The organism is Bradyrhizobium sp. (assembly GCF_035273305.1).
Classification (GTDB): domain Bacteria; phylum Pseudomonadota; class Alphaproteobacteria; order Rhizobiales; family Xanthobacteraceae; genus Bradyrhizobium.
On record NZ_DATEPI010000140.1, the window covers coordinates 15,477 to 28,012 of the forward strand.

Here is a 12,536-nt window from a genome sequence, read left to right on the forward strand (position 1 = left end):
CTATCGACCGGAGCGATCGAGCCGCGCCGCATGCCAGCGAAGGTGATCCTCCATGAAGGTCGAAACGAAGTAGTAGCTGTGGTCATACCCGCTCTGGCTTCGCAGCTTGAGAGGGATATTGGCCTTCGCACATGCACGCTCCAGCAATTCCGGGCGAAGCTGCTCTTTCAGGAACGGATCGGCGTCACCAGTGTCGACCAGGAAATCCGGAAATCTAGCGCCGTCCTCAATCAACGCGACCGTGTCGTGCTTGCGCCACGCTTCCTTGTTGCTGCCGAGATAGCCTCCGAGCGCCTTGATGCCCCAGGGGACTTGAGAGGGCGCCACGATGGGAGAGAAGGCGCTCGCGGCACGGTAGCCGCTGGGGTTCGAAAGCGCGATCGTGAGTGCCCCGTGGCCACCCATTGAATGGCCCATGATGGACTGGCGCTTGAGGTCGGCGGGAAACGCCGAGGACACAAGCTCCGGAAGCTCTTTGGTTACATAGCTCCACATGCGGTAGTTGCGCGAGAACGGCGGCTGCGTCGCGTCGACATAGAAGCCCGCGCCTAGTCCGAAATCCCAAGAACCATTGGTATCGGCGGGGACGCCTTCACCACGGGGGCTGGTGTCGGGCGCGACAAAGATCAAGCCGAGTTCGGCGCATGCCTTGCGATATTCGCCCTTCTCGGTGACGTTGGCGTGAGTGCAGGTCAGGCCTGAAAGATACCAGACCACGGGCAGTTTCGCCCCGCCTTGATGCGGAGGGACAAAGACCGAAAAAGTCATGTCCGTTCCGGTCTCCCGGCTGGCATGCCGGTACACGCCTTGCATCCCGCCGTGGGATCGATTGAGGGATACAGTTTCGACCGTCATGATGTGCGGCTCCAGCGCCGTAGCCCCGGCGGCGGTTGCAATATTCGAGACTGGCTGAGCGAATGTCTGTGCGGGCTTAAAGGCAACCTTCTGAACCAAAACCAGGCGCAGCCGACACCAGCCATCCCCGGTCAGTCTTTCCGGGCAAGGACGATCTGAAAACCGGCGTCGGACAGCGCCTCGACGATGCCCTTCGCGATTTGCTTGGCTTCCTCGGGGTCCATTCGGTGCTCTTGATCTTTGTGAGCGTCGCAAATCGCCGTGGCGATTATTGAGTTCACTAGATGTGGATCGGTCATAAATGCCTCGGCTGCGGCGTCAGCCGACGACCACTTCGCTGATCTGGATGACCGGAGACTGGTCGGTATAATTTGGGATGTCTGCCATGATCTCCTTCGCATGAGGTCCGAAACCGGCCTGGAATGCCTCGACCGAGTCGCAGAAGATATGACACATGCCGATATACGTGGCGGGAGCACCCGGTGCTCCGCCCGCAAGTCCCTTGTCTACCGTATAGGATTTGCAAGCATCGCCCATCCGGGCCTTCAGAAGTGGCATATGCTTGTCCCGGTAGTACTCGTGATTGAAGCGCGCCCCTGGCGTATTCGGATACATCACGCTTACCTTGATCATGGCGGCTTCCCTTGTCCTAAAAATTAGCCGGTTGAACTCCGGCGCTAGTTCGGACTCTGCGTCAGTTTTGCCAATCCTGCAACTCGATGGTTGCCGCGTGACCAGGTCGCATGCGCCGACGCGTTGGGGGAGAGAAGAGCGCGGCCCCGCGCCCAGGGGGCTGGAGGGGCCTGAAAAGCGACGAGACCGCGCCGAGCCGCGATACACAAGCGGCCCACTGAAACAAATCGAGATTTAAAGAGTCGTTCCCACGACGCTTTCGCCGTCGCGCGCGGAAACCAAGGGCTCAGAGGGCGGGCCCGTCGAGATTCGACCTGGACTCGTTCATCTGGACGATGAGGCGATCACCGCACCAAAGCTCGACGATCTGACCCTGGAACAGGCGCCTCGCCGTTTCGATTGCTGCGGCATCGTCGGCGCAAAGTAGCACCTGGACACCGACGAAGTGGCCGTCCTGACCCAGAGCATAAGCCCGGTAATTTGCCATGAACTGCACCACCCCTTGCGTTCTTCCCGCATGCATCAGAGACATCGCAATAACGTTCGGGTCGGTTCACTTTGCACAGGGAAACTCACGCCATCCCCGATCGGCTTCGCATTTCTTGTGCCAGGCGGCCATTATCGAACCGGCCCCGAGGTCTGCTCAATCCGCCGGCTTGTCCGTGGTGAAGAACCGCTCAAAATATGCGCTGCACAAGCCGAAGCTTGCGAGCCCCGGAAGATCGCTTGGCTTCAGGCGCATGGTTCTGGCTAACCGAGCCCGTGACCGCTTAAACGGAATGCCCCGCCCGCAGCGGGGCGCAGCGAGCGGGGCGGGGCCGTCTAGAGGAACGCTAACCCGGAGGTTAGGCAATCAAGCTAGCTCACGCGAACGGAGGAGTTTGTGCGCCAACCGACTCTTGCACGAAGTTGTTACCGCTGGCGTATCGGTGTCAAAGATAACGGCGTTCGTGGCGGCTATCTCAGCACAAAATGCTTCGCCACCGTGAGGGCGCCGACCTCGTCGGTTTCGAGCGCAATCTTCTGCGCAAGCACGACGTCGCCGGCGACCAGGTAGCCGTCGGGCACGAAACACCAGCCAGTTCTCGTCTGGCCAGCATCGTCCATCTCATAGATGTTGGTGCCGGTGCCGTGGCGTATGCGATATCGCTTGCCGCTGTCGCAGCCGGTCACGTCGAAATAGCCGAAGCGGTCGTATTGAGCGAGTTGCTCCGGCGACAACCATTCCCGCAACAACTTGATGCCGCGCGCTTCACGAGCGCGGCCCGGTTCGCGAAACCAGTCGGAAAAGGCTTTTGCCCAACGCGCGCTATTCGTCAGCAACTCCCGGCATCGCGCTGTCAAAAGATCTCGCGCTTGCCCGAACATAGACCGGATTTTCAGCCGCCAACGAGCCGCGGCACGAACAGCGTTTCTTCCGCAGTGGGGTCAAACTTGCGAATGACTTTCGCATCGCCTGATCCGGTACGCGTCGCCGCGGTGAAGCCGGCGCCCGTCAATTCCCTGAACCGCTTCTCGGCCCTGGCAAGTTCTTTCGCGTTGTTGGCATCGAAAACATGCCGCGTGTCGCCGTTGTGATCCATTACGATTTGCACTGCCATCGCTTACACTCCTGATTGCCCGGCAAGATCATAGAAGCAACTATTCAAATTCGACTGTTCTGAAAAAGTTCCGGACCGGCGGCATCAAACCAGGTTTCGGCCGATCAATCATCGCCGAAGTCGAACGCAAACCGTTGCGTGTCAACGACTTTGCCGTCCTGCGAAATCGGGACGTAAATGCAGGAGCGGCCTTGCGCATCGATCAGCTTGATCGCCTGCGGCATTGCATCCGGATATTCCCCGCCGTGCTCCATGGTTTCGAAGCGAAGGCCCGATCCATCCAGACGAGGATCCTGCGGACGCCTTTCCGGCGCCAATAATTCAAACTTGTGAGTGAGCTTCATTTACCAACGCTTTGATACATCATGGACGGAGCTGACATTCCTTTTGCGGTTTCCTCGGGTGCTTCATTTCGGCCAACAAGCAAGCGGCTGGCCGGGTTCCCGCAACTTGGACTTTTTTCAGGCAAAGGCCGCGTCGCGCGTTAGGCTGGGCGTCCCGAACAAGCCTTGGCGTTCACGCCTTGGCTTCGCCCACGGTATCCGCGACGTGCGCTCCGCGCCGTCCCAGCGGCTTACCGCCGCCTTCGGTGCTGTCCACTTTAGTCTGATGCTCAATTTCCGAATTCAGTTCTGCTCCAAACAGGACAACGATTGTGGACATCCACATCCACATCATCAGGCCGATCGCCGCGCCGAGCGAGCCGTAAGTCGCATCGTAATTCGCGTAGTTCGCCAGGTAGTAAGAAAGCAGGGCCGAACCGGCGAGCCACGTCAACGTCGCAAAGACGCTGCCGACGGATAGCCACTGCCACTGCGGAGAGCGCCGGCTTGGGCCGAACCGATAAAGCAGGGCAAGCCCCAAGAGCATCAAGACGATCAGCAGCGGCCATCTTCCAACCTGAAACAGAATTTCCGTGATCGAGCCGAGACCGATCGTCGCCAGTACGATCGGAAGGGCGACCACCGTGCCGATCGCGATCAGGACCGCCAAAAGTCCCCCGAAGGTAAAGGCCAAGGATACCGCGTTCAATTTGAAGAAGCCGCGCTTTTCCTGTTCGTCATAGACCACGTTCAGGGCATCGATGATGGCCTTCATTCCGCCATTGGCGCTCCAAAGCGCGAACAGGAAGCTCACGACAAAGGCCGTTCCCAGTTTGAGATTGCCTTTTTCGAGGACGCGGCCGACCTGCTCCTTCACGATGTCAAATGCGCCCCCAGGCAATATCCCCGACAGCATCGATAAGTGATCGTTGATGGTGCTGGGCTTCGCGAACAGCGCATAACAGGACACGATCGCGGTAATAGCCGGAAACAGCGCCAGCAAGCCGTAGAACACAACGCCGGCTGCTACCGCCAGAAGGCGGTCCTCATTGATCTGCTCGTAAGTTCTGATGAGAATATCTTTCCAGCCGCGCCAGGGAATTTGCCAGGGCGTTGCCGCGTGTCGCCCGTGCTGCTCCGCGGCCGAAGCATTGCCGGAGACATTGTTGTTAGCGGCAGGACGCCCACCCTCGCGTCCGTTCAAATATCTTACATTTGGCATGGGACTTCTCAGCCGTACCCGAGTTTTGTCCAATTCCAGAACCCCTCCATCGTTCCCCGATGGGATTAAGCGGGAGGGGAATAGGCCGAACGGTCGCGCAATCGAGCGCGAGGCTTGCCGATCAGCTTTTGTTGCCGGGTTCGTGATATCGGGTGTCGAAAGTGTCACTTCCGCAATGCGGGCACTTGGGAATTTTATGACCTTTGGTTACATGCGTCTGCTGATGACACCGCGCACATCGGAAGTCGCCGGTTTCTCAAGGGGTCTCGCCAGCCTTGGCTGCCATGCCGATCACCAAATTCGTGATGAGGTCTCAGGTCTGACGATCGATGTTTTCAACCTGAAAACGATCGAACCGCGGCGTCTTCAAAACGAGATGCCGCGGTTCGAAAGAACGTCACTGCGTCCATGTGTTCAATCAGTCACAATCGACTGCCGGGGCTAAACCTCGGTGAGACGGCGTCCCAGCGTTGTCGGCGCGAATACGTCGGGCTTTTCCTCGATCGGTTTTGCCGGCAGTTGCAGCACGGTGGCTCGCTGTCCGGGCACGAGATCGGTGAGCAGTACGATCATGCCGTTCGAAAATTCCAGCGCATCGTGATGCTGGTGGGGTTCGTCGGCCCGTATTCGCCGAAACCGCGCCAGTCGATCGCGAACCTTCTTGCGAAAAATCACGCCATCAGTTTGAACATCGTCCTCGAACGCCAACTCAGTCCCGGGACGAAGACAAACCGCCATATTCGGATTGTCCGGCGCCGAAAAGCCTCGGGTCGTCGTGTTTGGGAATTTGGTCGAAACCAACGTCTCCGCCAACTCGGCGGGACGGTTCGCGACCGCGTGTAAGCTGTAATCGCACATGGATGCGCTCCTGATAAGGCCGCCCAGCGATTGCAAAACCTTCTTCAATGCCGTTGGTTGCAGCATCCGCCAAAAAAGATGGTGTGAATTGCGGGATGCACGCTGATCGCAATCGTCCGAACCGCCGATCACCACTCCGCAGCGGGGGGCACGCGCGAACTCACGTTCGACCAAAGTACGGCGCTGCGCGGCTAAAATAGCCTTTCGGAATGGGGGGCACAGTACATTTGCGGCTGCTGTGCGATGCAGCAGCGAAACAATCCGGTTGCTCGCGCCGCGCGATTTAGCCGGCAGCGAGCTGCTGCTCCAGCCCGTGCAGAACCTGATAGCACGGCAAAACCTGGGCGACGCTCGAGTTCGGCTCGCGCCCCTCACGGATGGCGGCGAAGAACTCGCGATCCTGCAGCTCGATCCCGTTCATCGAAACGTCCACTTTCGAAACGTCGATCTTTTCATCCTTGCCGTTGAAGAGGTCATCGTATCGCGCAAGGTAGGTGCCGGTATCACCGATGTAGCGAAAGAACGTGCCGAGCGGGCCGTCATTGTTGAACGAGAGACTGAGCGTGCAGATCGCCCCGTTGGCTGCCTTGAGCTGGATCGACATGTCCATGGCGATTCCGAGCGTCGGATGGATCGGTCCCTGAACCGCGTTAGCCTTCACGATGGGCGAGCGGGTCTGATAAGCGAACAGGTCCACAGTGTGGGCCGCGTGATGCCAAAGCAGGTGGTCGGTCCAGCTGCGGGGTTGGCCGAGCGCGTTCATGTTCGACCGGCGGAAGAAAAATGTCTGCACATCCATCTGCTGGATATTGAACTCACCGGCTACGACCTTGCGATGTACCCATTGATGGCTGGGGTTGAATCGGCGGGTGTGGCCGCACATTGCGACCAATCCGCTCTGCTTCTGCGCTTCGAGGACGGCCTGCGCATCGCGCCAGGAATCCGCGAGCGGGATCTCGACCTGCACATGCTTGCCGGCTTTCAGGCAGGCGATGGATTGTGCCGCATGCATCTGGGTCGGCGTGCAAAGAATGACCGCATCGACTTCAGCGAGGGAAAGGCTGTCGGCGAGATCGGTGGTGACGTGCGCGACGCCATATTTGGCAGCCACCTCCCGGGTTGGCTCCAGCCGGCGGCCCACCAGCGAGACGACCTCAATCCCCTCGATGTTCTTGATGCCGTCCAGGTGCTTGATACCGAACGCGCCGGCGCCGGCGAGGCCGACTTTGATCGTCCTGGTCACGTCAATTGTTCTCCAGGATGAGATGGCCGACCGCGGTGTTGCTCGCCGGCACGTGGTAAAACCGGTGGCGCACGGTCGGTGCCTCGCCGCCATTCACATCGTCCATCGCGCCACGCGCGATCAACCACATCACCAACTCGATGCCCTCGCTGCCGGCCTCGCGGACATATTCGATGTGCGGCATCGTTGAGAGCCCATCCGGATCGCCGATCAGTCGGTCGAGGAAAGCGGTGTCGAACTCCTTGTTGATCAGCCCGGCGCGAGGACCCTGCAACTGGTGGCTCATGCCGCCGGTCCCCCAGATCTGAACGTTTAGCGGCTCGTCAAAAGAGTCGACGGCCTTGCGAATGGCCTTGCCTAGCATGTAGCAGCGGCGACCCGATGGCGCCGGGTACTGCACGACGTTGACCGCGAACGGGATCACTGGACACGGCCAGGCTTGTGGCTGGCCGCACATCAGGCTCAGCGGCACCGTCAGGCCATGATCGACGTCCATCTTGTTGACGATCGTGAGATCGAAATCGTCCTGAATTACCGACTGCGCGATATGAGCGGCGAGTTTCGGATGGCCGATGACTTTCGGCACCGGGCGAGGGCCCCAACCCTCATCCGCCGGCGTGAATTCCGGCGCGGTGCCGATCGCAAAGGTCGGGATTATGTCGAGGCTGAATGCGTTGGCATGATCGTTATAGACGAGAAAGATAACGTCCGGCTTGTGATCCCGGAGCCATTGCTTGGAATATTCGTAACCCTTGAACACCGCCTGCCAATATGGCTCGGCCGCCTTGCCCAAATCGAGCGCCGCGCCGATCGCGGGCACATGCGAGGTGTAGACGCTCCCAGTGATGCGGGCCATTACTTCTTCTCCTCAGTGTAGCGGTTGCCTTCGACGGAGCGTCCGCCACTGACCATCATCTCGCGGTACTGTTCCTCGGTCATGCCCGTCATGCTGCCAGCCATCTGCTGAAAACTCTTGCCGTCGGTCGCGCCGATCTTGGCGAGGAAATAGATGTTGCCGCCAAGCGCGATGCAGCGGTTGAGGTCGCGCGCGAGCACGGCCTGCTTCTGTTCCTCGCTCATCGGCCATTCGTCGAGGTAGGCGCGTTCGTTGGCCTTGAAGCGTGCCCGGTTCTCGGCCTTCATCAGCGACATGCAGAACTGGTTCAAATGATAGCCCTGACGCGACATGTCGGCGTCAAAGACCGTGGTGCCGGGTACGTCCTTGTAGGGTTTGTCGAGCGACATGGGTCGTCTCCTCAGGAATGTTCGGGCCAGTATAGCCGCATCGGGTTATCGACCAGCAGCTTGTGCTGCAGTTCAGGCGTAGTCGCGACGTGCGGAATGAAATCCACCAGCAAGCCGTCATCCGGCATGTGATCTTTCAAATTGGGGTGCGGCCAGTCGGTTCCCCAGAGCACGCGATCGGGGAAGCTCTCGACAATGCGTTTCGCGAATGGGATTACGTCGCGGTATGGATTGCGCTCGCCATTCAGCGCCGGCGGGCCGGTGATCGACAGGCGTTCCGGGCAACTGACTTTTGACCAGACGTTCGGGTGATCCCGCATGAACTTCACAAACAACTCGAACTCCGGGCCATCGATGGGCTTGCTGACGTCGGGCCGGCCCATGTGATCGACCACCACAATGGTGGGTAGCGAGGTAAAGAACTCCCACAATTCGGGCAGGTCCACCGCCTCGAAGTAGATCACCACATGCCATCCGAGTTTCTCGATCCGTCCGGTAATCTCGATCAATTCGTCCCTAGGGGTGAAATCGACGAGGCGGCGGACGAAATTGAAGCGGACGCCGCGGACGCCGGCATCGTGCATGGCGCGAAGCTCCGCGTCGCTGACACTGCGCTTGACGGTGGCGACGCCACGGGCCATCCGGCCGGAATGCCTTAGCGCATCCACCATCGCCCGGTTGTCGGCGCCATGGCAGGTGGCCTGCACGACCACGTTGCGAGCAAACCCGAGATGGTCTCGGAGCGCGAACAACTGCCGCCACGACGCGTCGCATGGCGTGTATTTGCGTTCGGGCGCGTAGGGAAATTCGGCGCCCGGCCCGAACACGTGGCAGTGTGCATCCACCGCGCCTGCGGGCACCCTGAACCGGGGCTTCGACGGGCCGGCGTACCAGTCCAGCCAGCCGGGAGTCTTCTGAAATTCCACCGCTACGTTGTTCATGTGTCGGGCTTCAGCTTCGATAGGATACGGTCGGCTTCGATACGCCAGTCCGGGCTGCGGGCAAATTCCTTGCTGTCTTTCGATCCGAACAGGCCTTGATCGGACAGATCGGCGACCCAGGCCTGACGTTCGGCGGTGCCCGTTGCCGACCACGGCGTCAGTCCGATCTCGCGCACTGTCTCGGCCACCTCGCGCACCTCTTCGCTGCGTCTGCGGCCATGCTCGATTACGCGCTGGAAGAAATATGCACCCTGCTTTTCCCAGTCGATGCCAGGGTAGGTCTCCGCCAATGATGCAAGCACCGCGTCTTCGACGCCATAGGCGCGCGCGGTTGTGAAGCTTTCGATCACCATCGCTTCCAGGCCCTTGATCATGATGCTGCGGCACATCTTGACCGCCGAGGCGACGCCCAGTTCGTCGCTGGCAACCTTGGCATCGAACCCGAGTTCGACCAGCAACGGCGCAAGCTCGCGGGCACCCTTGCCGCCGAGCAGCAATGGCACCTTGATGCGATAGGGCGGCACCGACGTCATCACCGCGCCTTCGACATAGCGCGCGCCGACGCCATCGATAATTTCGGCGGCACGGCGTTTCGCCCCGGGCGAGGCCGAATTGAAGTCGAGAAACCAGGCCTGTTTTTTCATCGCCGGCGCGCACGCATTTGCTACCGGCACCGCCTGGCTTGCGGTGACGGCGGAGATAACGAGATCAGCAGAGGCGGCGAGTTCGGCGTGCGAAGAAGTCAACCCGACCTCGATTGCCGCGGCATGCTCCCGCAAAGGGCCGGCCTGATCGCCGCCGAGCTTGGTGTCATAGGTGCTGACGTTGATGTGTTGCTTGCGAAGGTCTTCGGCCAGGATGCGGCCGACCTCGCCATATCCGACGAGGCCGACATGCCAACGGTTTGAGGTGACTGACATGGCGATCAATCGATATATCTGAGGCCGGCTTTGGCAAGCGGCTCGCGCATCTTGTACATGTCGAGTCCGAGCACGCCGCTCGCCAGCTTGGCTCGCTTCTCCTCTTCGTTGGCCTCGCGCGCCTCGGCCGCATCCGCCGCCTGTTGAGCGGTGGCGGCGGGAACGACCACCACGCCGTCGGCGTCGGCAATCACCACGTCGCCCGGATTGACCAGCGCTCCGGCGCAAACCACCGGAATGTTCACCGAGCCGAGCGTGGCCTTCACCGTGCCTTTGGCGCTGATGGCCTTGGAGAAAACCGCGAAATTCATCTCGGTCAGGTCCTTCACGTCACGGACGCCACCATCGATGATCAGGCCTTTTGCGCCGCGCGCCCGAAAGCTGGTGGCGAGCAGGTCGCCAAAGAAACCATCGGTGTTCTCCGCCGTGCAGGCCGCGACCACCACATCGCCCGGCTGCAACTGCTCGGCCACCACATGCATCATCCAGTTGTCGCCCGGCTGCAGCAGAACGGTAACCGCAGGTCCGCAGGCCTGCGCGCTGGGATAGATCGGTCGCATGTAGGGATGCATCAGGCCGACCCTGCCCATCGCCTCGTGCACCGTCGCGACGCCGAAGCGCGACAGCTTCTCGACCGCTGCCTTGTCGGCGCGAACAATGTTGCGCCTGACCACGCCAAGGTTGTTCATCGGGATACTCATTTCACTTCCCCTTGGCTTTCAGCGCCTTGTCGAGGCGCGGAAATACGCGCCGGGCGTTGCCCTCGTAAACCTTCTGCTTGTCCTGTGGCGTGAGGATCGTCGATGCCTCGATGTAGCGCTTGGTGTCGTCGTACGGGAAACCGGTCTCGGGATCGATCCCGCGCACCGCGCCGATCATCTCGCTGGCAAACAAGATGTTGTCGACCGGGATCACCTTCGTGAGGAGATCGATACCCGGTTGGTGATAAACGCAGGTGTCGAAGTAGATGTTCTGCAGCAGATGTTCTTTCAGCAGCGGCTTCTTCAGCTCCTGGGCCAGACCGCGAAACCGGCCCCAGTGATAAGGCACCGCGCCGCCGCCATGCGGGATCAGGAATTTCAGCGTCGGAAACAGCTTGAACAGATCCGAGGTCAGGCATTGCATGAAGGCGGTGGTGTCCGCGTTCAAGTAATGCGCGCCGGTGGTGTGAAAGCACGCATTGCAGCTTGTCGAGACGTGGATCATGGCGGGGATATCGAGTTCCACCATCTTTTCATAGATCGGGTACCAGTGCCGGTCCGGCAGCGGCGGCGAGGTCCAGTGCCCGCCCGACGGGTCGGGGTTCAGGTTTATCCCGACGAAGCCGTACTCGTTGACGCATTTCTCTAGCTCGGGAATGCAAGTCTTTGGATCGACGCCCGGCGATTGCGGCAGCATCGCAGCGCCGATAAAGCTGTCGGGAAAAAGCTGGCTGACGCGGGCGCATAGTTCATTGCAGATCGCAGCCCAGGTGGAGGATACGTTGAAGTCGCCGATGTGATGGGCCATGAAGCTGGCGCGCGGGCTGAAGATAGTGAGATCGCTGCCGCGCTCCTGCATCTTCTTGAGCTGATTGTTGACAATGGATTCGCGAAGCTCATCGTCACTGATCTTGAGTTCGCTCACCTTTGGCCTGGCGGCTGCATCGTTGATCCCGGCAATTTGCCGGTTGCGCCAGTCCTCGAGCGCCTTCGGCGCGGTGGTGTAATGCCCGTGCACGTCGATAATCAATTGGCTCCCTCCCGGATGGCGGCAGGCCCGATCGGGCCGCTGCATCGTCGCTTTGCTTGGTCTCTTTCGAATTCTACTTTCCCGCCGCGGCGGCTGTCGGCTGCCGGGTCCAAACCGACCGCGGCACCATCACCTCGCCTCGCATCAATAGTCGCGCGGTTCGCAGCAGCGCGGCGCGCGTTACATTTTGCGGGTTGGCCGGATCGAGTTCGATCTCGACACTGAACTCGCCGGTTGGATGTTCGACGGACACTTTCTTGACATTGCCCGATGGCATCGACGCGATGCCCCGGGTGACCGAGCCGTCGAGCACGCAGGCTGTCGCCACCGTCACCGCGGCCAGTACGCCGATCGCTTCGTGGCAGACATGCGGGATGAAGCTGCGGGTGCAGATGCTGCCACCAGCACGCGGCGGCGCGATCAGAGTCATCTTTGGATAGTTCTTGGCGGTCACGTCGCCGAGCTTCATGGCGTGACCGCAGGCGATCCGCAGTCGCTCGATCCGCGCCTTGAGTTCGGTATCGGCGTTCATGTGTTCGACGTTCTCGTAGCCGGTTCGGCCGACGTCGCTCGCCTTGAACATCACCAAGGGCATGCCGTTGTCGATGCACGTCACTTCAAGGCCATCGATGGTGTCGCACACGTTCCCGGTCGGAAGCAGGCCAGGCGCGACCGAGCCCGCCGTATCGAGGAAGTTAATCGTGATCGGGGCCGACGTGCCCGGTGCGCCATCGATGCGCGACGTTCCCTCATACTCGACCTGACCGTTTGGCGTTTGCACGGTGATGTCGCATTGCATGTCGGTGTTGAGGGTCAAGACTCTCAAAGTGGTGCTATCGCCTTTGGGTCGGACCAGCCCGGTCTCGAGGGCGAAGGGCACCACCGCGGCAAGCATGTTGCCGCAGTTGGGAGTGGTATCGACGGTGTCCTTGTCGGGCTGCAACTGGGCAAACAGGAAATTAAG

The 12,536-nt window shown here is 60.4% G+C and carries 16 protein-coding genes and 1 pseudogene; all 17 read right to left on the reverse strand.

Annotated features, from left to right (window positions below; translation table 11 throughout):
• The gene (gene fghA / locus VJV58_RS09580; protein WP_324137099.1) at positions 1–855 is read right to left on the reverse strand and encodes an S-formylglutathione hydrolase; all 855 of its coding nucleotides are present in this window, start codon (positions 853–855) and stop codon (positions 1–3) included.
• A 318-nt stretch (positions 856–1,173) separates the two neighbouring features.
• Positions 1,174–1,488: an EthD family reductase gene (locus VJV58_RS09585; protein ID WP_324137100.1), complete on the reverse strand. Its 315-nt coding sequence runs from the start codon at positions 1,486–1,488 to the stop codon at positions 1,174–1,176.
• A gap of 286 nt (positions 1,489–1,774) precedes the next feature.
• Positions 1,775–2,011 carry a hypothetical protein gene (locus VJV58_RS09590; RefSeq protein ID WP_324137101.1) on the reverse strand — a complete coding sequence of 79 codons (237 nt, stop codon included), beginning with the start codon at positions 2,009–2,011 and terminating at the stop codon, positions 1,775–1,777.
• Between the two features lie 434 nt (positions 2,012–2,445).
• The gene (locus tag VJV58_RS09595) at positions 2,446–2,811 is read right to left on the reverse strand and encodes a hypothetical protein (protein WP_414641457.1); all 366 of its coding nucleotides are present in this window, start codon (positions 2,809–2,811) and stop codon (positions 2,446–2,448) included.
• Between the two features lie 56 nt (positions 2,812–2,867).
• Positions 2,868–3,089 (reverse strand): hypothetical protein, encoded by a 222-nt coding sequence (locus VJV58_RS09600; RefSeq protein ID WP_324137102.1) that lies wholly within the window; start codon positions 3,087–3,089, stop codon positions 2,868–2,870.
• 104 nt (positions 3,090–3,193) lie between these two features.
• Positions 3,194–3,433, reverse strand: coding sequence for a hypothetical protein (locus tag VJV58_RS09605; protein WP_324137103.1), 240 nt, complete (start codon positions 3,431–3,433; stop codon positions 3,194–3,196).
• 172 nt (positions 3,434–3,605) lie between these two features.
• Positions 3,606–4,634 (reverse strand): YihY/virulence factor BrkB family protein, encoded by a 1,029-nt coding sequence (locus VJV58_RS09610; RefSeq protein ID WP_324137104.1) that lies wholly within the window; start codon positions 4,632–4,634, stop codon positions 3,606–3,608.
• A gap of 121 nt (positions 4,635–4,755) precedes the next feature.
• Positions 4,756–4,875 (reverse strand): annotated as a pseudogene (locus VJV58_RS22385) (zinc ribbon-containing protein); the annotation flags it as partial.
• 200 nt (positions 4,876–5,075) lie between these two features.
• On the reverse strand, positions 5,076–5,492 hold the full coding sequence (locus VJV58_RS09615) for a hypothetical protein (RefSeq protein ID WP_324137105.1): 417 nt from the start codon (positions 5,490–5,492) through the stop codon (positions 5,076–5,078).
• A 283-nt stretch (positions 5,493–5,775) separates the two neighbouring features.
• Positions 5,776–6,735 (reverse strand): Gfo/Idh/MocA family oxidoreductase, encoded by a 960-nt coding sequence (locus tag VJV58_RS09620; protein WP_324137106.1) that lies wholly within the window; start codon positions 6,733–6,735, stop codon positions 5,776–5,778.
• A 1-nt stretch (position 6,736) separates the two neighbouring features.
• A complete protein-coding gene (locus tag VJV58_RS09625) occupies positions 6,737–7,591 on the reverse strand; it encodes a class III extradiol dioxygenase subunit beta (protein ID WP_324137107.1) in 855 nt (284 codons plus the stop codon).
• Positions 7,591–7,980 carry a protocatechuate 4,5-dioxygenase subunit alpha gene (gene ligA / locus VJV58_RS09630; protein WP_324137108.1) on the reverse strand — a complete coding sequence of 130 codons (390 nt, stop codon included), beginning with the start codon at positions 7,978–7,980 and terminating at the stop codon, positions 7,591–7,593. The genes VJV58_RS09625 and ligA overlap by 1 nt, the downstream gene beginning before the upstream one ends.
• Positions 7,981–7,991: 11 nt before the next feature.
• A complete protein-coding gene (locus VJV58_RS09635; protein WP_324137117.1) occupies positions 7,992–8,906 on the reverse strand; it encodes an amidohydrolase family protein in 915 nt (304 codons plus the stop codon).
• A gap of 11 nt (positions 8,907–8,917) precedes the next feature.
• Positions 8,918–9,841: a DUF1932 domain-containing protein gene (locus tag VJV58_RS09640; protein WP_324137109.1), complete on the reverse strand. Its 924-nt coding sequence runs from the start codon at positions 9,839–9,841 to the stop codon at positions 8,918–8,920.
• A gap of 5 nt (positions 9,842–9,846) precedes the next feature.
• Positions 9,847–10,542: a 4-carboxy-4-hydroxy-2-oxoadipate aldolase/oxaloacetate decarboxylase gene (gene ligK / locus VJV58_RS09645; protein WP_324137110.1), complete on the reverse strand. Its 696-nt coding sequence runs from the start codon at positions 10,540–10,542 to the stop codon at positions 9,847–9,849.
• A gap of 1 nt (position 10,543) precedes the next feature.
• A complete protein-coding gene (locus VJV58_RS09650; protein WP_324137111.1) occupies positions 10,544–11,572 on the reverse strand; it encodes an amidohydrolase family protein in 1,029 nt (342 codons plus the stop codon).
• 73 nt (positions 11,573–11,645) lie between these two features.
• A partial coding sequence (locus tag VJV58_RS09655) for a PrpF domain-containing protein (protein ID WP_324137112.1) occupies positions 11,646–12,536 on the reverse strand: 891 nt, incomplete at its 5' end.